Raw genomic sequence first — 25,277 nt, 5'->3', positions numbered from 1 at the left:
AAGCGGCTCGAAATCCATACTAACCGTGGTTGTGCGGTGCCACTAACACTTCTTCTTCCGGTGGATCCACGTAGGCCGCCTGAATCACTTCCTTGGCGTCCGGCGAGACGAGAATTCCCTGGCCAGGAGGCCTGCGCTTGAGCTTGAAGGCGCTCGTCGGAAACTCCGTCTTATCGCCGGACAGGAACAACGTCGGGCTTCCCGCGCCGTACGCCGCACCGACGAACCGGTCCATGGTGGCCCGCTGCGCCTGGCTCATCTGGCAGGTCACGATGAGGTGCAAGCCGATGTCGGCGGCCGCGGGTAGCAGGGGCCACAACGGGGCCATCGGGGGCATCCCCCCGGCCGCCGCCACGACCATGTGCCAGTCGTCGACGAGCAGCACGATATCTGGTCCGGACCACCAGGATCGCGATCGCAATTGGGTGGTGGTCAGGTCCGCCGGTGGCAGTCGCTGCTGTAGCAGCACCGCGAGCGCCTTGACCGACTCGTCCAGGGCCGCGGCGTTGCGGTTGATGGCTCCGGCCGCCAGCAGATGGCTGTCCGGAACCGCATCCAGCAAACCGGACCGGAAATCTCCGACCATGAACCGAACCTGATCCCGATTGTTGCGCAAGCAAATAGCTCGGGTGATCGCGTGCGCAATCCGGGTCTTGCCGGACTTCGGTGCACCGAACACCAGCACGTGCGGGCTGCGCTGCATGTCGGTGTAAGCCACCGACAGATCCGACTCCCGTACCCCGAGCGGAATGGCCCACCGGGTGCGGTAGTCGGCCTCGGGTGTGGGTGGGTTCGGGTCCATCTCGTGTAGATGAATCCTGCTCGGCAGCACCCTGACCTGCGGGGCTTCCTCGGTGTGCAGGGACGCGATGTGCTCGACGGCCGCGGTGATCGCCGGCACCAGGTCGGCGCCACTGTGCACACCGTCCAGCCGGGGCACGCCGATCATCAGATGGTGTTTCTCCGTGGAGATCGCGCGGCCGGGCCGATTCGCCGGGATCTCCCGGGTCATCCGGTCGACCTGTGTCTCGTTGACATCTCCGAGCCGGAACTCGACCTTGGTGCCCAGATAATCGCGGACCCGGGAGCGCAGTTCCGTCCAGCGCGGGGTGGCGATCACGGTGTGCACGCCGAATGCCAGTCCCTGCGCGGCCAGGTCTTGCACCACCGGCTCGAGATCGGGGAATTCGCCGACGAACGCCGGCCACCCGTCGATGACGAGGAACACGTCGCCGAACGGGTCGGCGGATGCCGGATGGTTCGGGTCCTCGCGCATCTGCCGGTACGCCGCGATCGAACCCACCCGGTACTGCTTGAAGGTCGCCTCCCGCTGTCGCAGCACGGCCTTGACCTCGGCGACCGCCCGGTTCACCCGATCCGGCTCGGCGCGCGTGGCGACACCGCCGACGTGCGGCAGTCCCTCCAGGTACATCAGGCCGCCGCCGCCCATGTCGATGCAGTAGAACTGCACCTGCCGGGGCGTGTGCGTGGCCGCCGCCGAAAGCACCAGGGTCTGCAGGAACGTGGACTTCCCGGTCTGCGGCGCCCCTCCGACGGCGATGTTGCCGCCGGCGCCGGACACGTCGACACCCCAGACCTCCTGGCGGTGCCTGCGCGGCTCGTCCATGATGCCCAGCCCGAAGCGCAACGGCTGGCGGTGATCCCGCTCGACGAGCTCATTCACCGGGGTGGGATCGGCCAGCGGCGGCAGCCACATCGCGTACGCCCGGACCTCGCCGGTGGTCAGCTGCTCGAGGACGACCTCGCGCAGCACTCGCTGGTCACCGAAGTCGGTCAGGCCGTTCGTCATGACGAAACTCCTGCGGCGTGCGTGGCGTCCAGAAGCGGTGCCGCGGTGAAGGGCTGGATCCGCACCACCTGGCGCTTGGTCTGGACGCGCGGGGCGTCATCGCCCGCGTCGGCAACGGTGGGCACGTAATTGGTTCCGGTGTACACGCTGTGGAACTTCACCGGGTCCTCCATCCCGACCCGGAGGAACCCGACGCCACTCTCCTTGTTGGTGATGTACTGCGCCTCCGGCGTGCCGATGACCGCCTTGGACTCCGAAGAACTGGTGGTGCGCAACGCAATACGGTATGTCAGGTTGGGTTCCAGCTTGTCGATCCGGACACCGCCGGTATTGAGTGACTGAGTGGCCAGCAACAGGTGGACCCGCAGTGACCGGCCGACGCGGCAGATTCGGTCGAACAACGCGATGAAGTCCGGGTGGTTCTGCAGCAGTTCGGCGAACTCGTCGACGACGACGAAAAGCGTTGGCAGTGGGGCCAAGTCGGCACCGCGTTCGCGGTGCTTCTCGTACTCGGCGACGCCGGAGAGCGCACCGGCGGCGCCGACCTGCACACCGGCCTGCCGGAGGATGGACTGCCTGCGGTCCAGTTCGCCGGTGAGCACCTCACCCATCCGGCTGACCAGTTCGGCCTCCTCCTCCATATTGGTCACCACCGCGGCGGTATGCGGCAGCTTCTCCATGCCGAGAAAGGTGGAGCCACCCTTGAAGTCGGTGAGCAACAGGTTCACCTGATCCGGGTGATGGGTGGCCGCCAGCGACAGGATCAGCGTGCGCAGGAACTCTGACTTGCCGGATCCCGTTGTACCGATCAGCATTCCATGCGGGCCGGCGCCGAACTCGGCGCCCTCCTTGATGTCCAGGTGCATGATGTCACCGGTCTTGAGTTCGTGGCCGAACGGGATCCGCAGCCGATCCCGGTCGGTGTCGGTGAACATCCGCCAGCGCGCCGGGGTGACCTCCTCCACGGTCTGGGCGCCGACCAGCTGGTGCCACTCGGTGGCGACCTTCTTCTGCACCCGGGTGGTCTTGTCGATGATGGTGCCCGTGATCGACCAGCCAGCCAGCTTCCTGGCGATCCGGGCCGCCTGGGCCGGCGTCATCGCATCCGCGGCACTGGCCACCTGGCGCCAACCCTGTTGGGCCAGTTTGTCTTCCGCCGAGCCGTCGGCGTCCACCTTGAGCTTGTACGCCGACCCCCGGTGGTTGCCCAGCGTGATCACCGTGACCCCGGCGCGGCCGTCCACCGGGAACCCGGCTCGGCCACCGGTGAGATCGACGACGACGACGTAGGCACCCGACGGGGCGGCATCGGCGGTGTGCGGGCCGCGTGCGGTGAGGTCGGACAAGCCGTCCGGCCTGGTGAACACCAGCCGCGTCGGGCCGGCTGCGTCGGTGTCTGACTGGTGCTGCACATGCGGCAGCCACTTCAGCCACGCCCACGCCGGATCCTCCGGGCTGTCGGTGAGCACGCGGATCTGCAACAGATCCGGCGGATGCAGCACCGCCAGATGGCAGATCATGGCGGTCAGCAGGCGCGCCGCTCCGACCGGCTCACCACCCACCGCGATGGTCGGGAAAGTGCGCAGCTGCACCAGTTTCGGGCAGTCGTGGATCAGCCCGTGGGTGCGCAGGAACTTGATCAGCCACATGTGGCTGACCGGCTCCAGGTGCGGCTGCGGTGCGCCCTGGGGCCCCGCCAGCTCGCCGCCGACCGCGGGTTTGAGCAGCCTGTCGACGGCGGGCTCGGCGCCGATACCGATCCGGGTGGCCGCGAAGAAGTCGCCGTTGGCCGGACGCGACCACTGCCGGTTGGTGCCGACCAGCGACAACAGATCCCCGGGATGCGGTGCGTGATAAGCGAAGAAGGTGACCTGCGCGGCCGCCGAGGCCGTGACGCGGGACCGCAACCCGGCCAGATAGCGCAGGTACTCCTTGCGGTCGGCGTTGATCTCCGGGACCTTCTTGCCGCCGGGACCGCCGCCGGCCATGAAGCCGACCGTCCCCATGATCATCATCAGCGGCATCATCAGCATGTACGGGGAAAGCTGCCGGATGCCGGTGAAGATCATGATCGCGAGCATGCCGAGCATGCCGCCGCCCATGACGTACGGCAGCGCCTTCTGCAGACCCGACGGCGGGATCTCGATACCCAGGTCGTCGGGTGGGGTGACGGTGATTTCGCCCGGGGTCAGGCGCGGGCCCCGCCGGATGGTCGGAGTGAACTTCTTCGTGGTCATCGCACCGACTCCTTCCCTAACGTATCGGTGCGCCCGGCGCGGGCATCGGTAACGGTGCGGCACCATTAGGCGCCGCCGGATCGCCGGCCGCCGGCGCCTGCTGGGCGGCGGCCCCATCGACGACCTTGCGGGGATCGGGGTCGGCGGGCAGGGTGTCGTGCTCGAGCAGCGCGGCCTCCTTGGACAACACCGGACCGTCGACCAGCAGGCTGACCACCTGCCACGGCGCGGTCTGCGGCGACGCCAGTCCCAGAATGCCGGCGGTGTCCAGGTTCGGCAGGCCGTACCGGATGCCCTGCGGGTCGATGTAGTACAGCGCCTCGCCGTAGCGCGGGTCCGGTGACTGCAGCCGAATGAACTGCCCGCCATCGATGTACACCGTTGTGGTGCCGGCGATCTGGCGGATGCCCGCGTTCATCCTCGCCGCCGGAACGGGCAGATGACGGCCGCTCATCACGGTCTGGCGGGGTGACTGGTCGCCGGGCTCGCGCTGCCAGGACCAGCACAACGTCGGGGCGTCATGGCGCAGCCGGATGTCCATCGGCTGATCGGGCAGCGGCGAGACGAAGATCTGTTCGGGGATCTTGGCGACGTCGCTGGCCTCCACGGACGGCGGCGAGATCAGCCCGAACGAGTTGGACGCACGCAACGCGGCCGCGGTGGTGCCGTTGACCTTCGCGACACCGTCGGGAAGCACCACGTACTGCTGTTCGGTGGAATCGGTGATGGTCTTGAACACCGACCCGATCACCAAATTCGGTGGCAGCCCGACGGTATTGGGCGCCCCAGCCGCGGGGACGTCGGATAGCTGCCATGGCCCGGCGTTGGGCAGGGCGTTGAACAGGCCTTCCGAGATGGGCGTCGGGCGCGCGGTGACCGGGATGCCGACCGCGCTCGTGACGGCCCGGTTGGCCAGGTCGATCGAATGCCTGCCGTCGTCGGTCACCAGCCAATTGCGGTCCTGGTAGGACACCAACACACCCTGACTGGGCCGGATCGGGCCAACCGAGGAGTCGACCGCCGGCGGCATGATCAGTACCGCGGTCTGCACCGAGGGCGCCACGCTGTCGGGTTTGGTCACCGTGTCACACAAAGTCCACGTCGAGGCCGGGGCACCCAGTGGGGTGGCATACGGCGCGCCGGGGATACCGACCGGCTGGCCTTTCGACATCCGGTTCAGCTCATCGGATTTCACCGCCGACGGGGTGTTGGCGTTGCCCAGCACCAGGCGCGCCGAGGTCAGGTTGTAGACGGGCCGCAGTTCGCCGTTCCCCGGCAGCACGACGTAGAGCTGATTGGTGGTGCGGTCCACCAGCAGGGCGTCTTCGCCCCGCTTTCCGAGCGGTTTGAAGTAGGCCAGCAGCGCGGCGCCCAGACAGACCAGTACCGCGATGACGATGCCCGCGCCGACCGCCCGGCTGTAGAACTGCAGCGGGTCGTCATACATCCGGGTGTCCCGGCGCACGATCGCATGCTCGACCCGGCGCAGCAGAAATCGCCATCCGCTGACCTGGACCTTGGTGGTGAGCCGGAAGCCTGCCATCCGGTCAGTCGCCGATGTTCAGTCGGGCGTGCACGGCGTCGATCGCGGCGGCCATGTCCTCACCGGTCACTTCGCTGAGCGCATCGACGTCCAGGTTCTCGAAGTCGATCGAGCGGGCCAGCCGCATGTCTCGGCTCTGCTCGCCTGCCTCGACCAGCTGCCGGGCGTACCGGCCGTTACCCGCGATGTCCAGTGCCGGCTTACCGTTCAGGTCGCGCTGGCCCAACAGCGTCGCGGCCTCCAGCACGCGCTTGGCCGCCTCCTCGCTGAGGCGTGAATCATTGGCTTCGGCAATGACCTTGGCGATATCGACGATCTCCTCCGGAGCGTAGGAATCGAACTCCACCCGGGTGGAAAAGCGTGAGCGCAACCCGTCATTGGTCTCCAGCAGTCGGTCGATGTCGGCGCTGTACCCGGCGATGATGACGACCAGGCGGTCGCGGTCGTTCTCCATCCGGGCCAGCAGGGTGTCCAGCGCCTCGGTGCCGAACGGGTCGGCCCGCCCGTCGCGTTCCTGCACCAGGGTGTACGCCTCGTCGATGAACAGCACGCCGCCGACAGCCCGGTCGATGGTCCGCGACGTCTTGACCGACGACTGCCCCTCGTACTCCGCGACGAAATCCTTGCGGGAGGTCTCCACGAGTTTGGGTTCGGTGATGACACCCAGCCCGGCCAGGATGTTCGCGACCACGCGGGCGATGGTGGTCTTGCCGGTACCGGGTGGCCCGGTGAAGATCATGTGCTTGGACTGCTGGGCGACCTTCATCCCGCGGGCGGCCCGAACCTTGGCCATCTGCGTCGCGGCACGGTACTTCTCGATCTGCTCCTTCACCCGGCTCAGCCCGATCTGCCGATCGAGCTCGGCCTGGGCCTGCGCCAGCAGCAGTTCCCGGCCCGAGTTGTCCGCGGTGACACTGGCCGGATCCCACGGGTCGGTGCGTGCGGCGATCTTCTCGGCTGTGGTGGTCTCCATCCGGTAGGCCGGATCTCGCAGGGCGGCAGTCACTTTGGGTGACGGGTGGGTGGCCTGCAGCCACTCCAGCAATGCAATGGCCGCGTCCTCGTTGCCCTGGCTGCGCCGGGTCATGGCCAGGAACCAGGCGATCGCCGGTGCACACGCCTCACCGGCCGGTGCCGAATTGGCCTCGGTCAGCCGGCGTTCGGCCTCGGTGAACAAGCCCAGATTGGCCACCGCGACGCCGTGCGCCACACTCGCGGCCGCGCCCAGGAACTTGTCCGGCCAGCCGGCCGCACCGCGCACCTGGTCGATCACGTCGGTCCAGCGTTCGGCGGCGCCGTAGATGACGGCCTTGATCCACGCCACCAGGTACTCCGCACCGGCGGCGGGTGCGTCGTCCAGGGCCTCGATGGCGTCCGCGTAATTACCCTCGGCGGCTTCGCGCACCGCGAAGGCCATCGTGATGGCCAGCGGCGAATTCACCGGATAGGTGATGTCGCCGTACAGCCCACCGATCGGGATCCTGGCTCCGACGCTGTTCATCGACACCTCGGCGCGGCCGGCGAGCTGCCCGAAATTGCCGCGCGAGAACCAGGCCCGGAACAGGGTCACCCGGTCGGTGTCCCCGCACCGGATCCGCCCCACCCAGGCGTCACAGGCCGTCTCGTCCGCCGCGGTGATCTCGCTGAACAGTTCCAGGGACCGGGCAGGGGAACCGGGCAGCATGCCGACAGCGGTCCCGAACAGATTCGCCAGATGTTCAGTCATGGTCACCTGCATACCTGTTGGCGAAAACCCGGGCCTGGGCGGCATCGACCTCTTCGGGTGACGGCAGATCGAGATCCCGCTTTAGGAAGTCGCGGGTGACCACATCGTCCTGGCCCTCGCGGCGCATCCCGTCGAGCATGTAGGTGAACTGCGCGGAGCGGGCCCGCTGGGTGGCCAGCCCCGCGATCACCACGATCTCGTCGGCCAGCTGCTCCTCGGTGGCCAAGACCGCCGACGGCGCCAGCTCGATCCGCTGCACCCGGCCGTCCATCAGTGTCGTCACCGTCACGGTGCCGGGCGGGTTGGTCACCGAGAACAGTGCTCCACCGGGTTCCGCGTCATCGGCATGCGCCGGACCGGTTTCGTTCGTGTCGGCGGGCACCGTGAGGTACACGTCGAACGCCTCGAAGACCAAGCCTTCGGGCTCGGTTTCGGCCACCGAGAAATCCAGTGCCGCCAGGTTGTCGATCTCACTCTCGGTCCCCCCGGGAAGTGGATCGGGATAGTCATCGTCGTCGTACGACTGAGTCCCCGCCATCGATGCCCTCTTCAGTCCCCGTCGAAATAGTCGATGTCGGCCGTGGGCTCGAACCAGGTGCCCGACGGCAGGAATTCGACCAGCCCGTCCAATGCGCGCTGCAGATTTTCCTGGGTGCCCGGCAGGAAACTGCCGAACAGTTCACCGTTGACCCGACGCGGGATCGAGACGATCCGGCCGGCCGCGGAGTCCAGCACACCGGCGGCCACCCCGGCCTGGCTGTAGGTACCGCCCGAGTGCCGCTCGTTGGCAGTGATCTCGACCCAGCTGTCCGGCTCCGCTGTCGCCTGGGCGTACACCCGGGCCGACGATTGCGCGATGCCGAACTGGGCCAGCTGATTCGGCGTGCGGGCGTCGGCGAGCTGCGAAGTCACCGCGGTCATCGGTTCGACGTCGGCAGGTGTGGCGCTGCCCAGCACAGCCATCACCATGCCGGCCAACCCGACCTGCGGCGCCACCCGCTGTAAGACCAGCATTTCCCCATCTCTGGCGGCAATGACATGACGCTCCCCCTTGCGACACACCACGAATCGCACCATCTTCCCACCGACGTCGCGTCGCCACCACCGGCCCTCCAGAGTCCGGTCGGGACGGGCCAGGGTGTCGGTCATCGCAGCCACCTCGGGATGCGGTGCACCGAAGACATCCAGCACGCCTTGCGCGGTGAGGTCCCGCGCGACCTGCTCCCACACCAGATCCCGCAATTCCGGCTGCGGAATGTTGGGCCGAATGCCCAGCGATATCGGGAACTCCACCAGGTTGAGCCGGTCGGCGATGACCAGCATGCCGTCGATCGTGACCTCGACGGCGACCACGTCGTCGTAGTGGGAGGGTTCGCCGTGGGAGGGGTATGAACTGGTCATCGCTATCTCCCGGGAATCGGCGCGGCGGCCACGCCGTGCATCGTTCGTACCGCGGCGACGCGCAGATCGTCGGACACGTTGTCCTACCTCCAGGTCAGAGATCGTTGCGTGGCGGCGTCCAATACGGGCGTATTTCTCGCGTTCAACTTAGCCGGGCCAGCCCCGTCGGAACCAGCGTCTTCTTCGCTCGCGTGAATCACCTCGGGCGCGGCCGGCGCCTGGGCACCGTCAGCACCGGAGCGCGGGAGCCGCTTCCCCGGACCGCCCCGCACGCCCACCAGGTATCCGGCGCGCCCGAATCTCACTTTGCCGACTCCGTTTCGGTCCATCGCGGCTGGTCGGCCGACCCGCCGCCGGAATCGACCATAACAGCGGCGACGCACCCCACCGCGCACCAATTTATCGACCCCGATCCGGAAGATACTTCCACTTCAGCATGGATTTTTTGGCTCAGGCTAGGGCCACTGCCACCGCCTCACATGCAGCGGTCCGCCACCGGAACATCGGCCCGCCGGGCGCAAGAGCCCCTCCCGAGATGTTTGCTGGCTGGTTCGGCGCAATCCTGTCATCGAGCACGGTGGTTGATACTGGTGAGACCTGACACCCGTGTCGGGAGACGGCTCAGAGGAGGACCGCGGTGAGCGACCGCGATGACGCGCTGCGTCAGGAGCTCGGCTGGACCGGGCCCGAGGAATCGGATTACGAACCGCCGGCCAAGGCGGTGCCGCCACCGGTACCTGCCGCCCCGGTGCCACCGCGCCCGCCCGTCGACTTCATCCCGCCGAGAAGGGAGCAGTCGGCCCCGGCTGACGCACAACGTCCGGGTGGCTCTTTCCGTGCACCTGCCCCGCACCCGAGCAGCGACTCCGCCGAGGACACCGGACCGATCGCCGGGGTGCGGCCGGAGTGGCCGGCACACCCGCCCCACCCCGGGCCGCCGCGTCCGCCGGGTCCCGGCCAGCCGTACGCCGGACAGCAGTGGCCACCGCCCGCGGCAAGGCCAGGCCCCGGGCTGCCCCCGCCGCCGCAGTCCTATGCCGACCGCATCCCGGTCCGTGATCTGGTGCGCACCCGTCCGGCACCGCCGACCCGGGGCTGGCGCCGGGCGCTGCACACCCTCACTTTCGGACTGGTGAATCTGGGCCCCTCCCCCGACGAGATCCGTGCGGCGGAGCTCGAGGCGAGTATTCGCGGCGTGCTGCGCGGCCACTACAAGATCGGCGTCATGGGCAAGGGCGGTGTCGGTAAGACGACCGTATCCGCAAGTGTGGGTTCTGTTTTCGCCGAATTGCGGCCCGATGACCGGGTGGTGGCGATCGACGCGGACACCGCGTTCGGCAAGCTGGGCAGCCGGGTTGATCCGCGCGCCGTCGGCTCGTATTGGGAACTCGCCACCGATCAGCACCTCGACACCTTCGCCGACATCCGCAACCGGGTCGGCAACAACGCCGCCGGCCTGTTCGTGCTGGCAGGCGAGGCCAGCCCGGCGCGGCGGCGCATCCTCGACCCGGCCATCTACCGCGAGGCGACGTCACGGTTGGACCGGTACTTCTCCATCTCGATCGTGGATTGCAGCTCGACCATGGACAGCCCGGTCACCCAGGAGGTGCTGCGCGATCTCGACGCGCTGATCGTGGTGTCCTCACCGTGGGTGGATGGTGCGGCGGCTGCCGGGCAGACGATGGACTGGCTGGCCAGCCGCGGGTTGACCAACTTGCTCCAGCGCACCGTCGTGGTGCTCAACGATTCGGACGGACACTCCGACAAACGCACCCGCTCGATCCTGGCCCAGCAGTTCGCGGGACAAGGCCAGGCCGTGGTCGAAGTGCCGTTCGACGGTCACATCCGTCCCGGCGGGGTGATCTCGGGTACCAGGGAGATGTCACTGCAGACCCGGCGCAAATTCGTCGAGATCGCCGCCGCGCTGGCCGCGCACTTCCCCCGCACCGACGACCGCAATCGCGAGCGCTTCTGAAACTCGTTCAGCGCCAGTCGATCTGATCGATCAACTGTTCGACCGCGGCGCAGGATGCGGCGGGTACCGGCTCTTCGGCTTCCAGGCGGGTGACGACGTCTTCGGGTACCGCCGCGGCCTGCGCCGTCTCCGCGATGGTCAGATTGGCCCGGCGCCGGGTGGCATAGAGCCGCTGTCCCAGCGTCGCTCCGGGGGCGGACGCGGCGCGGAGCGTGAGCACGTCCGTCAGATTGCGCACCGAGCTCAGCGCCTTGATCAGTGCCGGTGTCACCTGGATGCGGGCGGCCCGCGCGGCGACGGCTTCGAGTTGCCGCAGATCCGACAGGATTCCTGTTGCGCGCGGGATGAATTCGGGATTGTCGGCCCCGGGGAGTGACTCGATGGTGGACGCGAGGGTGTTCGCCGCCGCGACGACGGCCTGGGCGATCAGCGGCACCTCGTCGGCTCCGGCCCGGCGCTCGGGGCCGGTCTCGACCGGTTCCCCGCGGCGCAGCCGTTCGATGGTGCCCGGCGGCCATTTCAGTACCGCTTCGAGCTTCGTCCGCGTCCCTTCCCGCGGCCAGCTGCGGCCCTTCTCGAAGGCGATCAGGGCGCCGGCGTTGATCACGCCCTCGGCCGCCAGGCTGCGCTGGCTGACGTTGAGTTCGCGCCGGCGGGCAGCCGCGACGGAACCGGCACGCACCATCCCGGGGTCCTCGCCAGGGCCGGGCTCGACCACGCGCTTGACCTCCCTGGACCGCGGACGGGGTGCCGCATCGGTGCGGCCATAGTAGCGAAATCCACATATCGCTATGCCTTGATCGGCCTCCGGGCGCCTCAGTCAATGCACAAACCGTTGCGTTGCGGCGGCGAGTTCCGTTGCGGAGCGCCTTACCGATGACGGCATTTCTGCACGTAACTGGCCTGCATGCCTGGATCGCGGCCGGCGCATCGCCGAGATTTGCCCGTCGATCCATACGTTAACTGTTGCATCGCTACGGTTTGTGTCCTACATTCGTCTGCAACGCGGCGGACACGCTGCTGACAGGAGACACACGATGAACGCAATCGGCGCGGACGGACTGCCGATCGGCGACTGCACGCGAGATCCGGAACGCTGGACCTCCGCCGCCGACGAAGACGCCAAGACCATCTGCCGGATGTGCCCACGCCGGTGGGCGTGTGCCCGGGAAGCCTGCGAACTGCCCCGTGCCGAGGGGCTGTGGGCCGGCATCGTCATTCCGGAAGGCGGTCGGGGTCGCACCTTCGCCTTGAGGCAGTTGCGCTCGCTGGCCGAACGCAACGGCTACCCCATCCGGGGCCGCCGGCTCTACCTCGAGTCGGCCTGAGACCGGCCGCTCCCGCTGCCGCATTCGAGGGGCCGGTAGCGGGAGCGGTCTTTCAGATCAGATCTTGGCGATGAAATCCGAGGTGTACGCCTCGGCCGGCTGCTGCGACCGGTCGCTGGGCCGCTCGATAGACACCCAGACACCGGTGGCGCCCGGATTGATCGCCGACCGGATGGTCGCGTGCGCGTTGCCGACACCGTCGGTCTGCATCAGCACCGGCGCGACGCCGCAATCGGCGGAGGCCCGCGGCATCTGGAACACCCGGACGAAGTACGGCGCGTCGGGCCGGGCGGTCAGCAGTTCGACATCGACGACCAGGGTGTTGCCCTCGGTGTGCAGGTGCGCCAGCGGCCGGGCATAACCCGTCGCCCAGGTCCGCTCGGCGGGGGTGTAATCGCAGGCCCGCACCGTGCTGGTGAACGGCATGACGGTCGCGTCGGCGGCGGCGACACCACTGGAGAGCAGCGCCAGGGCGGCACCCAATCCGGCCGCAGCCACAGTTCCACGCCGACCCATATGTCCAACTTCCGCAAGTTACTTGGCCGTAATTTTAACGGTGTCGTCACTGCAGCAGGAAGGCCTCGCGGCGGTGATGCTGCTCACCGCAGCCCACCTGGAATAGCCGGGGCAGCCATCCCGTTGAACCCTCCGACGGTGCCGGTCATGCCCCGGGTACCACATCAAAACCGTCGCTTCGAGCGACCACCTGCCGAGAGGCGTCATGCCGGCACCGTCCCCCAACTCTCCCCCACCCGGTGATACCGGGTCTACCCTGGAGCGGGTGAGCAACACCGATGCCGCCCCGCGCGAAGTCGACTGTGGCGCATCGCGATTCGCCGGCGTTCTGCAGGCCCGCGAAGTTCCACTCGGCGGCCCCCGGGCCATGCTGGTTCGACGCACCCTGCCCGCCAAGGAACGGTCCATGATCGGCGCCTGGTGCTTCGCCGACCACTACGGACCCCAGGATGTGCGCGGCGGTCCCGGGATGGACGTCCCACCGCACCCCCACACCGGGTTGCAAACGGTCAGTTGGCTTTTCGCCGGCGAGATCGAACACCGCGACAGCGCCGGGGTGCACGCCATGGTTCGGCCCGGTGAACTGAACCTGATGACCGCCGGGGCGGGTATCTGCCACTCCGAGGTGTCGACGCCGGCGAGCACCGTGCTGCACGGTGTCCAGCTGTGGGTGGCGCTGCCGGAATCCGCCCGCAACGGCGGCCGCGATTTCGCGCACTACACGCCGCCCGCCGTCTCGGTCGGCGCCGCCACCCTACGAGTGTTTCTCGGCGAACTGGCCGGCAATCGTTCTCCGGTACGCACCTTCACCCCGCTGCTCGGCGCCCAAGTCGACGTGGCGCCCGGCGCGACCCTCGAACTCGACGTCGACCCTGTCTTCGAACACGGGGCGCTGCTGGACCACGGCAGCGTCGAGGTGGCCGGCTCTGCACTGCGGGTCGCCGACCTGGCCTACCAGGAGCCGGGCTGCGATCGCCTGCAGATCGTCAACCGCGGTGACTCGGCCGCCCGGCTGATCCTGCTGGGCGGTCCGCCCTTCCCCGAGCGGCTGGTGATGTGGTGGAACTTCGTCGGTCGCAGCCACGACGAGATCGTCGCGTACCGGCAGGCATGGCAGGCCGCCGACCAGCGTTTCGGTGCCGTCGAGGGCTATACCGGCGCCGTCACCCGGCTGCCCGCACCGGTGTTGCCCGGCGTTAGGCTCAAACCCCGTGAGCGCTGACAACGACGCCCCCGACGTGGAAGTCACTCCCGGCGGGAACCGGTACACCATCGCGCTGAACGGCAGGCAGGTCGGGCTGATCGACTTCCACGACCGTGACGGCGTGCGAGTGTTCACCCACACCGAGATCGACCCCGCCGTCGGCGGCCGCGGCCTGGGCACCCAACTGGTCGCCGAGACCGTGGCGGCCACCCGCGCCGCCGGGCTCCAGATCGAGTCGCACTGCTCGATGGTCACCCGGTACCTGGCGAAAAACCCTGTCCGCTAACCCAGATACTGCGCGGTGCTGCCGCTGACCGGCATCTCCGGCATGCCCAGTTTGCGGTGATCCCAGCTGCGCCGCCGCGACTCCACCACCCGCACACAGACCCGGTTGTTCATCATCTGGTCCACGAAGGGTTTCATCTCGTCGGTGTAGGGGCCGGTATAGCGCTCCCACACGCTGATGCCCACCCGCAGGTTGGTCTCGGGATCGTCGATGATCTCCGCGGTTCCGTCGATCGACACCCCACGCAAGGTGTTGTAGGTCAGCCCGTCCTCGATCATCACGGTGACGGTCGGATCGCGGCGCAGGTTCACCGCCTTCTGCGATTTGGCCTTGGTCTCGAACCAGATCTCGCCGTCGAGCACGGCGTACCACATCGCCACCAGGTGCGGCCGGCCGTCGGGCAGCACCGTCGCCATGGTGGCGGTGCGGCTGCGCTCGATGAACTCGGTGATCTCGTCGTCGGCCATCACGATCTTGGCCCGCTGGTTCTCGCCCATGGTCAATCCTTACCAGGGACCCGCGGTGCCGACCGGCACCGGGTCAGTGCGGCGTTGCGGCCTTGAGGGTTTCGGCCGCGGCACCGAACATCGTCTGCTTGATCGCCCCGAGGGTGCCGGGATCTTTTCCGGCCAACGGGCGCAGGATGTCCAGCGCGGCGCCGTCGACGGCGCCCTCCCCCGCGGTGGCGTCGACGATCGCGTAGGACGCGGCATCGGCTCCGCCGAACCGCCTGCCGGTGGTCATCGATGCGACGGCCGCCTGCGGGGTGAGCTTGGCCTGGATCAGCGCCGCCATCCCGTCGGTGAACGGGATGCGGATGTCGGCCTCCGGGAAACAGAAGTACCCGCGGTCGGCGCGCATCACCCGGAAGTCATGCGCCATGGCCAGCATCGCCCCGGCGCCGAAGGCGTGCCCGACGATGGCCGCCGCGGTGGGGATGGGCAGGGTGAGCACCCGGGCCAGCAATCCCTGCACCTGCCCGACGTACCACTGGGTGCGGTCCCCGTTGGCCATCAGCCAGTCCAGGTCCAGTCCGTTGGTGTAGAACTTGCCGGCCGCGGTGGTCAGCAGCGCAGCGGCGCCGTCGGCGAGCACCTTGTCCAGATGCCCGTTGAGCACGTCGAGAAACTCGGGTGCGAAACGGTTTTCGTCGTCACCGAGATTCAGGACGGCGATGTTGTCGACGTATTCCAGGGTGGATGTCATGGACGGGTTCCTTTCGGGGGTGGTGGTCCGATATCGAGCACGGCGCGCACGGCGGCGCCGAGTTGGGCACGTGCGGTGGGGCTGGCCAGGCGGTCGCGGGACAGCAGGATGGCGGTCGGCAGGTCGACGATGCAGATGGTGATGGTGTCGGCGGCGGCCCGGTCCCGGCGGCCCCACAGGTTGTGGGCCAGCCGAACCATGGTCGCGACCAGGCGTTCCTGCAGGGCGTGCAGATCGCGTGCCACCTCGTCGGGCATCTCGGCGTCCAAGATGTCCTCCCGGCGCACGGTGAGCACCAGTCGCCCCGACGCCGGGTAACGGTCGGCGATCACGCCCGGCGCGCCCGCGGCGGCCACCACCGCGTCCACCGGGTCACCGGCGTGGTCGATCAGGGTGTCCAGGATTTCCAGGAACCGGTTGCCTGCCCGCAGCCAGGCCCGGCCCAGCAGTTCCGAACGCGACGAAAAGTTGTGGTAGAGCGCGCCGTTGGAGATGCCCGCGGCGGTCGCCACGGCGCGCACGGTGACGGCCGACGGCCCGTGCGCAACGGCCAGCGTCTCGACGGCGTCCAGCACGGCATCCGGGTCGTAGAGGCGGGGCCGTGGCATGCCGCCACCATAACAGAGCGTTTGCTCTGTTATCAACGACGTTCGGCCCGCACAGCCGACGGCCAGGAAGGTAGCCTGCGGTACATGCGGGGCAACGCCATGAGTGCGGCAGCGAGAAGCGCAGCGGGATCGCGCATGAGTGCACAGCGGGATCGCGCGTGAGCGCCGGCCTGTTCGGACTGCTCGACGACATCGCCGCATTGGCACGGCTGGCGGCCGCCTCGATCGACGACATCGGCGCGGCCACCGGCAAGGCGACGGCCAAGGCGGCCGGCGTGGTGATCGATGACACCGCGGTGACCCCGCAGTACGTCCACGGCATCACCGCCGACCGCGAGCTGCCGATGATCAAGCGGATCGCCATCGGGTCATTGCGCAACAAGCTGGTGTTCATCCTCCCGGCCGCGCTGTTGCTCAGCCAGTTCGCGCCGTGGCTGCTCACCCCGATCCTGATGATCGGGGCCACCTACCTCTGCTTCGAGGGCGCCGAGAAGGTGCTGGGCCGGTTCCTGCACCACGACGCCGACGCATCGCACGGGGCGCCCGGCGCCGCGGTCGACGAGAAGGCGATGACGTCCGGCGCCATCCGGACCGACTTCATCCTGTCCGCCGAGATCATGGTGATCGCGCTCAACGAGGTGGCCCACCAGCCGTTCGTCCCGCGGCTGATCATCCTGGTGATCGTGGCGCTGGTGATCACCGCCGCCGTCTACGGCGTCGTCGGCGTCCTGGTGAAGATGGACGACGTCGGCCTCAACCTGGCGCAGCGCCAATCCCGCCTGGTGCAGAAAGTCGGCCGAGGGTTGGTGACCGGCATGCCCATGGTGTTGGCCGCGCTGTCCACCATCGGCACCGTCGCGATGCTGTGGGTCGGCGGGCACATCCTGTTGACCGGTACCGACACCCTCGGCTGGCATGCCCCCTACGGCCTGGTGCACCATGCCGAGCAGTTCGTGCATCACGCCGCGCAGGGCATCGGTGGGCTGCTGGCCTGGCTGACCAACACCGCCGCCTCGGCGGTCGTCGGCCTGGTGGTCGGGTGCATCGTGGTCGGCGTCATCCAGGTGCTGCCGTTCGGCAAGAAGTCCGACTGAATCTGTCAGACCGTGTCCGTAACGTGCGGGCATGACGTACTGGATCAACACCGTGAGCCGCGGCCACGTCGAGCGCGGCGTCGCCGGCGGCTTCACCCAAGCCAACCACGGCAAGCCACACGGACTACGCAAGCTGGCCCGCGATGACTGGATCGCCTTCTATTCACCGAAGACCGATTACCCCAATGGTGAACCACTGCAGGCATTCACCGCCGTCGGCCGGGTCGCCGACGACGAACCCTATGAGGCCGACAACGGGCACTGGCGCCGCCGCGTCGAATTTCAGCCGTGTACCGAGACACCGATCCGGCCCCTCTTGGAACGGCTGGCCTTCATCGTGGACAAGGCCCGGTGGGGTTACCGGTTCCGGTTCGGGCTGTTTCCGATAGAGCAGTCCGACTTCCAGGTGATCCAGACGGCCATGTGCGGCACCGTCATCGAGGGACCGCGCTGAGCATCAGGAAGGCCAGGCACAGCAATGCGTTCAGCGCGACCAGGGCCACTGCCACGAAGATCAGCCCTTGCACGGCGCTGCTCCTGGCCTGGCGCATCGCGGTCTGATGCCGCTGCGCTTCGATGTCCAGAGCGGTGAGCGCGAAGCGGACATCGGTCATCTCGTCGTCGGTCGCGGTGGTGCCCGCGACCAACTGCCGGAGCCGGGCCGCGGTGATGGTGACGCCGACGCCGGAAAAACGCCGACTCCAGTGCCGCGCTTGCCATCGGCTCAGCGTTCGCGTCCGGCCGTGCGTGTAGTGCGGCGCAATCCCCCATTCGCCGGCCCATACCGGGAATGACACACCTAAATGGTAGGCCGATTTGCGCTGCGGGGGAACAGTTTAAGCGCTGGCGACGGCTCTCAATTCGTCGATCGCCTCGGCGATCGCGTCGACCAGTTCGGCATCGTCATCGGTACCGATCCACCGTTCGAAAGCCACCTTGAACACCGCGACACCCGCCTCGGCGGTGAGCCGCGCCGTCAGCTCCGCCTCCCCGCGTGCGCGCAGCGCATCGGTGAGCGCGACACCGAGGGCGGCCAGCTTGATCAACTCACGTTCCTGCAGTCCGGTATTGGCAGCGATCACCGCCTGACGCTGCCGGGCACTGTCGCGGCGACCGCCGATGGCCATCCCCGCGGCGCGCAGCGCGGCGCCCACCGCATCGATCGGGGCGGTACCGGTGGGCTGCCCGGCCACCGCGGCAACCATCGACTCGGTGAGCGCGGTCTGTCCGGAGAACAACACCTCGCGCTTGTCGGTGAAATGCCGGAAGAAGGTGCGCTCGGTGAGCCCCGCCCGTTCGGCGATCTCGGCCACCGTCGTCGCGTCGAAACCGCGCGAGGCGTAGAGCTGCAGGGCCGCCTCTTCCAGACGGCCTCGGGCGTTGGGCTGCCACCGGCTCACGCCAGAATCCTAGCCGCCGGGAATGACAGCGACTGCCATCGTCGTTGTAGCGATGACAGCTACTGACATCACTGGAGGATCTCATGCGCATCTTCGTCACCGGGGCATCTGGATTCATCGGCTCGGCGGTGGTCGCCGAGCTGGTCGCGGCCGGCCATCAGGTCACAGGTCTGGCCCGCTCGGCCGAATCGGCCGAATCGATCCGGGCGGCCGGGGCCACCGCGCACCTCGGCGATCTCGACCGACCCGACACCTTGCGGGCGGCCGCCGAGCACGCCGACGCCGTCGCGCACCTGGCCTTCCACCACGATTTCACCGACTACGCGCGGGCATCCGAACTGGACCGGCAAGCCATCGAGGTGCTCGGCGACACGCTCGCCGGTTCGCACCGCACGCTGATCGTGACCTCCGGGATGGCCGCCCTCGGCTCGGGCGGGCTGATCACCGAGACCGACGCCGCCTCACCCGGTGTCCCCCGGCAATCCGAGGCGGCGGCACTGGCATTCACCGAACGCGGGGTCCGGGTGCTGGCGCTGCGGCTGCCGCCGACCGTGCACGGCACCGGGGATCACGGCTTCGTACCGCGGCTCATCGAGATCGCCCGCGAAACCGGGGTGGCCGGCTACCCCGGCGACGGGTCCAACCGGTGGCCTGCCGTGCATCGACTCGACGCCGCCCGGGCGTTCCGGCTCGCGATCGAAGGCGACCTCCCGGCCGGCACCTTCCTGCACGCGGTCGCCGAGGAGGGCATCGCGACCCGCGATATCGCCGGGGCGATCGGCAGCCAGCTGGGGCTGCCGGTGCGGCCCGAACCGTCCGAACACTTCGGTTGGCTCGGGGCGTTCTTCGCGCTGGACATGGCGGCCTCCAGTGTGCGGACCCGGGAAGCGCTGGGCTGGAAGCCGATTGAGATCGAGCTGCTGCAGGATCTGGCGCAGGGCCACTACTTCGCCGGCTGACCCCACAGATGAATCCAGGCCGGCCCCCGAAGGGACCGGCCTGGATCAGGGGGCTGCAGTTAGAACAGGTCGGCGTCGGTGACCTTGGTCCACGCGGCGACGAAGTCCTTGACGAACTTCTCCTTCGCGTCGTCCTCGGCGTACACCTCGACCAGCGCCCGCAGCTGCGAGTTCGACCCGAACAGCAGGTCGACGCGGCTGGCGGTCCACTTCGGCGCACCGGTGGCCCGGTCAGTGCCGACGTAGGTGCCGTCCTCGGCCGAGGACGGCGTCCACTTGGTGCTCATGTCCAGCAGGTTGACGAAGAAGTCGGTGCTCAACTGCCCCGGCTTGTCGGTGAGCACACCGAGGTCGGTGCCCTGGTAGTTGGCGCCCAGCACGCGCAGACCGCCGATCAGCACCGTCATCTCCGGGCCGGACAGGTTCAGCTGGTTGGCCCGGTCGATGAGCACGTACTCCGACGGCAGCGGCAGACCCTTGCCGGCGTAGTTGCGGAAACCATCGGCCTTGGGCTCCAGGTAGGCGAACGACTCGACATCGGTCTGTTCCTGGGTGGCATCGCCACGCCCGGAGGTGAACGGCACGGTGATATCGAATCCGGCTGCCTTGGCGGCGGTTTCGACACCCACGTTGCCGGCCAACACGACCAGGTCGGCGAACGACACGTCGACACCGGCGGACGCCTGGATCTCCTCCAGCTTGGCGATCACCGGGACCAGCTCGTCGGTCTCGTTGGCTTCCCAACCCAGCTGCGGCTGCAGCCGGATCCGCCCACCGTTGGCGCCGCCGCGCATATCGCTGTGCCGGTAGGACGCGGCGGCCTTCCATGCCGTCGAAACCAACTGCGGCACAGTCAGGCCCGAGTCGGCGATGGCCGCCTTGAGCTTGGCGACATCGGCATCGCCGATCTTCTTGCCGGCGGGGACGATGTCCTGCCACAGCCAGGTCTGCTGGGGCACCAGCGGACCGAGGTAACGCGAGACCGGACCCAGGTCACGGTGCAGCAGCTTGAACCAGGCCTTGGCGAACGCGTCGGCCAGCTCCTCCGGGTGGTCCAGCCAACGGCGGGTGATCGCGCCGTAGATCGGGTCCATCCGCATGGACAGGTCCGTGGTCAGCATCGCCGGATGGGTCTTGCCGTCGCCCTGCGCCATCGGCACCGAGTTGGCCCAGCCGCCGTCCTTGGGCCGCCACTGGTTGGCGCCCGCCGGGCTCTTGAACAACTCCCACTCGTTGCCGTACAGGATCTCGAGGAACGAGTTGTCCCACTTGGTCGGGGTGTGGGTCCAGGTCACCTCGAGGCCACTGCTCACGGTCTCGTTGCCGACGCCCGAGTTGGCCCAGCCCAGGCCCTGCATCTCCAGCGGGGCGGCCTCGGGCTCCACACCGTTCTCCACCTCGGTGGCGCCGTGGGTCTTGCCGAAGGTGTGGCCGCCGACGATCAGCGCGGCGGTCTCCTCGTCGTTCATCGCCATCCGGCCGAAGGTCTCGCGGATGTCGATGGCGGCAGCCACCGGATCCGGGTTGCCCTCGGGGCCTTCGGGGTTCACGTAGATCAGGCCCATATGGCTGGCCCCGAGCGGGTTCTCCAGCTTCGTCCGGTCGCTGCCTGAACCGGCGTAGCGCTCCTGCGAGCCCAGCCACTCGTGCTCGGCGCCCCAGTAGATGTCCTCTTCGGGCTCCCAGTAGTCCGGGCGGCCGAACGCGAAGCCCGCGGTCTTGAAGCCCATGTTCTCCAGGGCCCGGTTGCCCGCGAACACCAGCAGGTCGGACCAGGACAGCTTCTTGCCGTACTTCTTCTTCACCGGCCACAGCAGCCGACGGGCCTTGTCCAGGCTGACGTTGTCGGGCCAGCTGTTCAGCGGGGCGAACCGCTGCATGCCCTTACCGCCACCGCCGCGGCCGTCCTCGACCCGGTAAGTGCCGGCGGCGTGCCAGGACATCCGGATGAAGAACGGGCCGTAGTGCCCGAAGTCGGCGGGCCACCAGTCCTGCGAGTCGGTCATCACGGCGTCGACGTCGGCCGCCAGCTGGTCGAAGTCCAGGGTCTGCACCGCGGCGCTGTAATCGAATCCGGGGTCGAGCGGGTTGATGACGTCGGGATCCTTCTGCAGGATCTTCAGGTTGACCGCGTTGGGCCACCAGTCGCGGTTGCTGCCACCCTCGACGGGCGGCTTGATCCGCATGGGACAACCGCTTTCAGCGGGCTCTGTCTGGGCTTCACCGATGGGCGGGGATGTTTCGGGCATGTGATCCTCTTCGGGGCTGTCGGACTGGTTACTGATGATCAAACAGGTTGTGCCAGAGCACAATCGGGGCAGATGCCCCAATAGATGACTTCGGCCTCGTCGATCTTGAAGCCGAGGTCATCCGATGCCGTCAGACACGGTGCTTCGCCTGCCGCGCAGTCGACGTCGGCGATCACACCGCATGTACGGCACACCACATGGTGGTGGTTGTCCCCGACCCGCGACTCATAGCGCGCCACCGAACCGGAAGGCTGGATTCGGCGGACCAGGCCCGCGGCGGTCAACGCGTTGAGCGCGTCGTACACCGTCTGATGCGACACGTCGGGCAGATCCGTCCGCACTGCGCGGATGACCGTCTCGGTATCCGCGTGTGGGTGGGCATGCACGGCGCTCAGCACCGCGACCCGCGGACGGGTGACGCGCAGAGAGGCATCCCGCAGCATCTGCTGGAACTCCTGCACGCCATCCACGCGGACGAGTCTCGTCCCTTAACTGGAATTAGTCAAGAAAAAGGTTGGCGACATCCGGATGACATCCAGACATGCGAAAGCCCCGGCCGCGGCCGGGGCTTTCGGGTGAGAGAGGTCAGTGCGTGACGTGTGACGAACGGCCGCGGACGGCCAGATACACCGCGATCAGCACGGCCGCAACGACGATGCCGACGACGAACGGGATGATCTCCCAACCGCCATTGGCATTCTGATAGCCCAATTGGTAGGTCGCCCAGCTGCCGATCAGCGAACCGACTGCGCCGAGCGCGATCGTCATGAGGATGCCGATGTCCTGCTTGCCCGGCATGACCAGCCGAGCCAGGACACCGATGATCAGCCCTACCACGAGGGCGCTGATGATGGTCCCGATCATGGTCGTACTCCTGTCTGCAGGGAGCACCCCGGTGGCGCGCCCACATCGGGATTGCCCGCTGCGGACCTCGCTCAAACCAGGCCGTCGGTGGCCGTCTCGCCACGCTCGGTCAACCGCGCCGCGATTTCCTTCACCGAGGTGTTGGACTCCTGGGAGATCCGCCGCAAAAGGTCGAAGGCCCGGACGGCATCCACGTTGAAACGCTCCATGATGATGCCCTTGGCCTGCCCGATCAGATCCCGGCTGGCCAGTGCCGACTCGAACTGCAACTGGCGGTTCGAGGCAGCCAGCGAGACGGCGGCATGCGTGGCGAGCATCGCGCCCAGCGCTTCCGGTTCCGCGGTGAACGACCCGGTCCCGAACCCGAACAGATTGAGCGCGCCGCTGTCCACGCCCTGGGTGTAGAGCCGGAAGGACATCACGCTGAGCACACCGGTCGATATCGCGATCTCAGAGAACCGCGGCCAGCGGCTGTCCGCGCGCAGATCGTTGCAGCGCACGATGACGTCGCGCTCGGCGGCGTCCACACAGGGCCCCTCACCGGTGTCCCGCTGGGCCTGGTCCAGGGTGCTGGCCACCGCCGAAGTGCCTGCGACAGAGATGAACTCGCCGTCCTTGATCAGCAGCACACCGGCGCAGTCGACGCCTTCGACGAGTTGCACCGCGGCCTCGGTCAGTTCCGACAATGTCAATTCGATCGGCTTGCGTCCGTCCACGGCGAAGCCGGCCAGGTCTTGCATCGCCGCCGCGAGGGCGTCGTCGTAACTGTGCGTCACCGCACCGCATCCTGGGTCATCTGCACACTTTCCTCCTAGCCGCGCAACGTCATATGCGGGCTGACACCATAAGTTTCGCGGTAGAGCACGGCGAATCGGCCGGTATGGCCGAATCCCCAGCGCCGGGCCACCTCGGACACCGTGGTGGTGCTGTGATGGCCGGCCACCAGATCCAGGTGGGCACGCTGCAGCCGCACCCGGCGCAGATGTTCGGTAGGGGTCTCGCCCAGGTGCTTGCGGAACAGGTACTGGACGGCCCGCGGCGACAGGTGCACCGCTCCCGCCATCTCCTGCACACCGACCTCGTCACGCGCACTGGCGGCGATGAAGGCCATCGCCCGGCGCAACGACAGCGGCAACGCGGGGTCCTGGACGGCCGGCACAGTGGGCGCATCCGGCCGGCCGAAACAGGACAGCACGGCCGCGGCCAGCACCTGGCCGGAGGCGTCGATGAGCGGGCGCGGGGCTCCCGCCGCCATGGTCTGGACCACGTAGACCACCGTGTGTTTCCAGATTTCGCCGAACGCCGCGGTACTCGGATAGGGCAGCAGTGCCTTCAGCGGATCCGCGTGCGAATACAGCTGCTCGTCCGCGGCCTTACGGAGCAACCACGGCTCGACGGTGATCACCTGGATGGTGGCGGTGTCCACCACCGCGGACCAGTTCCTGCGCTCATCGGTGAGCACCGAGTCGCCGGGGTGGGTCTCGGGTCCACCGCCGAAGTGCACCGTCGCGTCGAGTGCGGTCCCGATCATCACGCCGCTGCGCGGGCGCGCCACGACGCGGGCCCTGTGCCGGATGCTGATCTCGTCCACGGCGAACCCGACGGCGGCGCTGCGCCGGTGCGTCACCTCGTTTCCCGGACCGATTCCCTCTACGAACAGGGCCTCGCCGTACAGATCATCCAGGTATGCGCGTTCGGCGGCCGTATCGGTGGCGGTGAACACGGTCGTTCCGACTCGGGGGACCGACCCGATTCGTTCGCCGTTGGGCGCGACAGCCTGGGGCTGTTCGTCTCCGGTGGTGGTCATGCCGGGAGCCAAATTCACGATCGGTCCGCTCTGCCAAGGTGGGCCAGTTGACACCGGACCTGTTCACCTGACGGCGAGCAGGACGGGGACGGCTTTTGCTCAGCCGGACAACGGAAGCATACCGTTCACCGCGGCGCGGGTGTTTTACCACCGCAGTGCCGGGTACGCCTGACGTGTGGTGGTTCACGGAGTTGATGGCAGGGCCGGTGACTGAGTCGCTCCGGATCGACGGACCCGCCGTCGGCCGGTCCGGGGATCGCACGCTGTACTGCACCGGAATATTGGACGGGCGCACCTACCGGACGCTGCGTGACGCCGTCCTCGAGGCGGCGCTGGCGGAGCCCCCCGTGGTCATCGTCGACGTCAATGCCCTGTCTGTTCCGGCCGCATCCGCATGGTCGGTGTTCACCAGCGCGCGCTGGCATGTTCGCGTCTGGCCCGGGGTGCCGATCGTTCTGGTGTGTGCCGACTCCGGGATTCGTGACGCCCTTCGGCGCGACGGCATCAGCCGTTACGTCCCGGTGTACCGCTCGGTGCGGGAGGCGCGTGCCGAGTGTGCCACGCAGGGATACCGAGCCCGCCAGCGTGCCCGCGCCCGACTTCCCGCCGCGGCGCTCAGCCCCGCCCGGGCCCGGCAGTTGATCGGTATCTGGCTGACCGCGTGGTCGCGGAAGGCGATGATCCCTGGAGCCTGCACCGTCGCGTCCGAGCTCGTCGAAAATGCGGTGCTGCACACCGATTCCGCCGTTGCCCTGATCGTGGAGTGCGACGGCGACCACGTCACCGTGGCCGTGCAGGACGCCAGCCCGGCACCGGCACAGCGCAGGGAGCAACCCGGCGGTGGCGCCAGCCCGGTGTCGGGACTTGCGGTGGTGGCGGCGTTGAGCCGGGCCTGGGGGTCGGCGCCGACGACATCGGGTAAGACGGTGTGGGCAGTGTTGGGTCCGGAGAACGCGTTGTAGGCGGGACTCGATGTGTGCCAAGCGGTTCGGGTCGCCGGAGGGCCGCAGTTCGTTCGGCGCATTCGTTAGCCAGGTAGCGAAGAGCTCTCGTGGCGTGTGCGC

26 protein-coding genes are annotated in these 25,277 nt (G+C 68.2%); 8 read left to right on the top strand and 18 right to left on the bottom strand.

Features of this window, described 5'->3' with window-relative positions; translation table 11 throughout:
• Positions 1-19 precede the first annotated feature (19 nt).
• Genes eccCb through ACXPWS_RS00315 form a run of 6 tightly spaced genes read right to left on the bottom strand, consistent with a single transcriptional unit; the run spans position 20 to position 8,717 of the window.
• Entirely contained in the window at positions 20-1,810 is a 1,791-nt protein-coding gene (eccCb, locus tag ACXPWS_RS00340; RefSeq protein WP_458710530.1) for a type VII secretion protein EccCb, read from the bottom strand.
• A complete protein-coding gene (eccCa, locus tag ACXPWS_RS00335) occupies positions 1,807-4,047 on the bottom strand; it encodes a type VII secretion protein EccCa (protein WP_458710529.1) in 2,241 nt (746 codons plus the stop codon). The genes eccCb and eccCa overlap by 4 nt, the downstream gene beginning before the upstream one ends.
• Positions 4,048-4,063: 16 nt before the next feature.
• Complete coding sequence (eccB, locus tag ACXPWS_RS00330; protein WP_458710528.1) at positions 4,064-5,590, bottom strand: type VII secretion protein EccB; 1,527 nt, start codon at positions 5,588-5,590, stop codon at positions 4,064-4,066.
• Positions 5,591-5,594: 4 nt separating this feature from the next.
• Positions 5,595-7,316 (bottom strand): type VII secretion AAA-ATPase EccA, encoded by a 1,722-nt coding sequence (eccA, locus tag ACXPWS_RS00325; protein WP_458710527.1) that lies wholly within the window; start codon positions 7,314-7,316, stop codon positions 5,595-5,597.
• On the bottom strand, positions 7,309-7,854 hold the full coding sequence (locus ACXPWS_RS00320; RefSeq protein ID WP_458710526.1) for a hypothetical protein: 546 nt from the start codon (positions 7,852-7,854) through the stop codon (positions 7,309-7,311). The genes eccA and ACXPWS_RS00320 overlap by 8 nt, the downstream gene beginning before the upstream one ends.
• Before the next feature lie 11 nt (positions 7,855-7,865).
• Complete coding sequence (locus ACXPWS_RS00315; RefSeq protein WP_458710525.1) at positions 7,866-8,717, bottom strand: ESX secretion-associated protein EspG; 852 nt, start codon at positions 8,715-8,717, stop codon at positions 7,866-7,868.
• A gap of 637 nt (positions 8,718-9,354) precedes the next feature.
• Between ACXPWS_RS00315 and ACXPWS_RS00310 the strand changes: the two genes are divergently transcribed.
• Entirely contained in the window at positions 9,355-10,692 is a 1,338-nt protein-coding gene (locus tag ACXPWS_RS00310) for a MinD/ParA family ATP-binding protein (RefSeq protein WP_458710524.1), read from the top strand.
• Between the two features lie 7 nt (positions 10,693-10,699).
• On the opposite strand, the gene ACXPWS_RS00305 is transcribed toward ACXPWS_RS00310, so the two are convergent.
• The gene (locus ACXPWS_RS00305) at positions 10,700-11,377 is read right to left on the bottom strand and encodes a transcriptional regulator (RefSeq protein WP_458713776.1); all 678 of its coding nucleotides are present in this window, start codon (positions 11,375-11,377) and stop codon (positions 10,700-10,702) included.
• Between the two features lie 352 nt (positions 11,378-11,729).
• Between ACXPWS_RS00305 and ACXPWS_RS00300 the strand changes: the two genes are divergently transcribed.
• Positions 11,730-12,020 carry a WhiB family transcriptional regulator gene (locus ACXPWS_RS00300; RefSeq protein ID WP_458710523.1) on the top strand — a complete coding sequence of 97 codons (291 nt, stop codon included), beginning with the start codon at positions 11,730-11,732 and terminating at the stop codon, positions 12,018-12,020.
• 57 nt (positions 12,021-12,077) lie between these two features.
• Here the strand turns inward: ACXPWS_RS00300 and ACXPWS_RS00295 are convergent, their stop codons facing one another.
• On the bottom strand, positions 12,078-12,518 hold the full coding sequence (locus ACXPWS_RS00295) for a hypothetical protein (protein WP_458710522.1): 441 nt from the start codon (positions 12,516-12,518) through the stop codon (positions 12,078-12,080).
• 283 nt (positions 12,519-12,801) lie between these two features.
• Here ACXPWS_RS00295 and ACXPWS_RS00290 point away from each other — a divergent pair, with 283 nt between their 5' ends.
• Both ACXPWS_RS00290 and ACXPWS_RS00285 read left to right on the top strand, forming a co-directional pair.
• On the top strand, positions 12,802-13,758 hold the full coding sequence (locus ACXPWS_RS00290) for a pirin family protein (protein WP_458710521.1): 957 nt from the start codon (positions 12,802-12,804) through the stop codon (positions 13,756-13,758).
• Positions 13,748-14,026, top strand: coding sequence for a GNAT family N-acetyltransferase (locus tag ACXPWS_RS00285; RefSeq protein WP_458710520.1), 279 nt, complete (start codon positions 13,748-13,750; stop codon positions 14,024-14,026). Before ACXPWS_RS00290 ends, ACXPWS_RS00285 begins: the two co-directional genes overlap by 11 nt.
• Here the strand turns inward: ACXPWS_RS00285 and ACXPWS_RS00280 are convergent.
• Genes ACXPWS_RS00280 through ACXPWS_RS00270 form a run of 3 tightly spaced genes read right to left on the bottom strand, consistent with a single transcriptional unit; the run spans position 14,023 to position 15,840 of the window.
• On the bottom strand, positions 14,023-14,523 hold the full coding sequence (locus ACXPWS_RS00280; RefSeq protein WP_458710519.1) for a pyridoxamine 5'-phosphate oxidase family protein: 501 nt from the start codon (positions 14,521-14,523) through the stop codon (positions 14,023-14,025). The two genes, ACXPWS_RS00285 and ACXPWS_RS00280, sit on opposite strands and share 4 nt — an antisense overlap.
• 43 nt (positions 14,524-14,566) lie before the next feature.
• Positions 14,567-15,232 carry an enoyl-CoA hydratase-related protein gene (locus tag ACXPWS_RS00275; protein ID WP_458710518.1) on the bottom strand — a complete coding sequence of 222 codons (666 nt, stop codon included), beginning with the start codon at positions 15,230-15,232 and terminating at the stop codon, positions 14,567-14,569.
• A complete protein-coding gene (locus ACXPWS_RS00270; RefSeq protein ID WP_458710517.1) occupies positions 15,229-15,840 on the bottom strand; it encodes a TetR family transcriptional regulator in 612 nt (203 codons plus the stop codon). Before ACXPWS_RS00270 ends, ACXPWS_RS00275 begins: the two co-directional genes overlap by 4 nt.
• Before the next feature lie 158 nt (positions 15,841-15,998).
• Between ACXPWS_RS00270 and ACXPWS_RS00265 the strand changes: the two genes are divergently transcribed.
• Positions 15,999-16,934, top strand: a complete 936-nt coding sequence (locus ACXPWS_RS00265) for a DUF808 domain-containing protein (protein ID WP_458710516.1) — start codon at positions 15,999-16,001, stop codon at positions 16,932-16,934.
• 31 nt (positions 16,935-16,965) lie between these two features.
• Positions 16,966-17,388 (top strand): EVE domain-containing protein, encoded by a 423-nt coding sequence (locus ACXPWS_RS00260; RefSeq protein WP_458710515.1) that lies wholly within the window; start codon positions 16,966-16,968, stop codon positions 17,386-17,388.
• Here ACXPWS_RS00260 and ACXPWS_RS00255 read toward each other — a convergent pair.
• Positions 17,369-17,731, bottom strand: a complete 363-nt coding sequence (locus ACXPWS_RS00255) for a hypothetical protein (protein ID WP_458710514.1) — start codon at positions 17,729-17,731, stop codon at positions 17,369-17,371. The two genes, ACXPWS_RS00260 and ACXPWS_RS00255, sit on opposite strands and share 20 nt — an antisense overlap.
• A 39-nt stretch (positions 17,732-17,770) precedes the next feature.
• Positions 17,771-18,334 carry a TetR family transcriptional regulator gene (locus ACXPWS_RS00250; protein WP_458710513.1) on the bottom strand — a complete coding sequence of 188 codons (564 nt, stop codon included), beginning with the start codon at positions 18,332-18,334 and terminating at the stop codon, positions 17,771-17,773.
• Between the two features lie 83 nt (positions 18,335-18,417).
• Here ACXPWS_RS00250 and ACXPWS_RS00245 point away from each other — a divergent pair, with 83 nt between their 5' ends.
• On the top strand, positions 18,418-19,293 hold the full coding sequence (locus tag ACXPWS_RS00245) for an SDR family oxidoreductase (protein WP_458710512.1): 876 nt from the start codon (positions 18,418-18,420) through the stop codon (positions 19,291-19,293).
• A gap of 59 nt (positions 19,294-19,352) precedes the next feature.
• Here ACXPWS_RS00245 and katG read toward each other — a convergent pair whose 3' ends face one another.
• The 5 genes from katG to ACXPWS_RS00220 all read right to left on the bottom strand — a co-directional run bounded on the left by katG (position 19,353) and on the right by ACXPWS_RS00220 (position 24,213).
• Positions 19,353-21,542: a catalase/peroxidase HPI gene (katG, locus tag ACXPWS_RS00240; RefSeq protein WP_458710511.1), complete on the bottom strand. Its 2,190-nt coding sequence runs from the start codon at positions 21,540-21,542 to the stop codon at positions 19,353-19,355.
• 38 nt (positions 21,543-21,580) lie between these two features.
• Entirely contained in the window at positions 21,581-21,985 is a 405-nt protein-coding gene (locus tag ACXPWS_RS00235) for a Fur family transcriptional regulator (RefSeq protein WP_458713775.1), read from the bottom strand.
• A gap of 142 nt (positions 21,986-22,127) precedes the next feature.
• Positions 22,128-22,406, bottom strand: coding sequence for a GlsB/YeaQ/YmgE family stress response membrane protein (locus tag ACXPWS_RS00230; protein WP_458710510.1), 279 nt, complete (start codon positions 22,404-22,406; stop codon positions 22,128-22,130).
• Between the two features lie 71 nt (positions 22,407-22,477).
• Entirely contained in the window at positions 22,478-23,182 is a 705-nt protein-coding gene (locus ACXPWS_RS00225) for a GAF and ANTAR domain-containing protein (RefSeq protein WP_458710509.1), read from the bottom strand.
• Positions 23,183-23,217: 35 nt separating this feature from the next.
• Positions 23,218-24,213, bottom strand: coding sequence for a helix-turn-helix transcriptional regulator (locus tag ACXPWS_RS00220; RefSeq protein ID WP_458710508.1), 996 nt, complete (start codon positions 24,211-24,213; stop codon positions 23,218-23,220).
• A 206-nt stretch (positions 24,214-24,419) separates the two neighbouring features.
• Here ACXPWS_RS00220 and ACXPWS_RS00215 point away from each other — a divergent pair, with 206 nt between their 5' ends.
• Positions 24,420-25,175, top strand: a complete 756-nt coding sequence (locus ACXPWS_RS00215) for an STAS domain-containing protein (protein ID WP_458710507.1) — start codon at positions 24,420-24,422, stop codon at positions 25,173-25,175.
• Positions 25,176-25,277: the final 102 nt, after the last annotated feature.

Source organism: Mycobacterium sp. BMJ-28 (assembly GCF_054404835.1).
The sequence above is the reverse complement of the archived record's forward strand: the minus strand, read 5'-3'. Positions and strand labels throughout refer to the sequence as shown.

Coding starts and splice junctions, on each gene's coding strand:
- ACXPWS_RS00270 (WP_458710517.1), bottom strand. CDS start 15,840: ATGCCACGGCCCCGCCTCTACGACCCGGATGCCGTGCTGGACGCCGTC.
- katG (WP_458710511.1), bottom strand. CDS start 21,542: ATGCCCGAAACATCCCCGCCCATCGGTGAAGCCCAGACAGAGCCCGCT.
- ACXPWS_RS00235 (WP_458713775.1), bottom strand. CDS start 21,985: ATGCTGCGGGATGCCTCTCTGCGCGTCACCCGTCCGCGGGTCGCGGTG.
- eccCa (WP_458710529.1), bottom strand. CDS start 4,047: ATGACCACGAAGAAGTTCACTCCGACCATCCGGCGGGGCCCGCGCCTG.
- ACXPWS_RS00300 (WP_458710523.1), top strand. CDS start 11,730: ATGAACGCAATCGGCGCGGACGGACTGCCGATCGGCGACTGCACGCGA.
- ACXPWS_RS00305 (WP_458713776.1), bottom strand. CDS start 11,377: ATGGTGCGTGCCGGTTCCGTCGCGGCTGCCCGCCGGCGCGAACTCAAC.
- eccA (WP_458710527.1), bottom strand. CDS start 7,316: ATGACTGAACATCTGGCGAATCTGTTCGGGACCGCTGTCGGCATGCTG.
- eccCb (WP_458710530.1), bottom strand. CDS start 1,810: ATGACGAACGGCCTGACCGACTTCGGTGACCAGCGAGTGCTGCGCGAG.
- ACXPWS_RS00275 (WP_458710518.1), bottom strand. CDS start 15,232: ATGACATCCACCCTGGAATACGTCGACAACATCGCCGTCCTGAATCTC.
- ACXPWS_RS00320 (WP_458710526.1), bottom strand. CDS start 7,854: ATGGCGGGGACTCAGTCGTACGACGACGATGACTATCCCGATCCACTT.
- eccB (WP_458710528.1), bottom strand. CDS start 5,590: ATGGCAGGCTTCCGGCTCACCACCAAGGTCCAGGTCAGCGGATGGCGA.
- ACXPWS_RS00315 (WP_458710525.1), bottom strand. CDS start 8,717: ATGACCAGTTCATACCCCTCCCACGGCGAACCCTCCCACTACGACGAC.
- ACXPWS_RS00220 (WP_458710508.1), bottom strand. CDS start 24,213: ATGACCACCACCGGAGACGAACAGCCCCAGGCTGTCGCGCCCAACGGC.
- ACXPWS_RS00245 (WP_458710512.1), top strand. CDS start 18,418: ATGCGCATCTTCGTCACCGGGGCATCTGGATTCATCGGCTCGGCGGTG.
- ACXPWS_RS00260 (WP_458710515.1), top strand. CDS start 16,966: ATGACGTACTGGATCAACACCGTGAGCCGCGGCCACGTCGAGCGCGGC.
- ACXPWS_RS00230 (WP_458710510.1), bottom strand. CDS start 22,406: ATGATCGGGACCATCATCAGCGCCCTCGTGGTAGGGCTGATCATCGGT.
- ACXPWS_RS00280 (WP_458710519.1), bottom strand. CDS start 14,523: ATGGGCGAGAACCAGCGGGCCAAGATCGTGATGGCCGACGACGAGATC.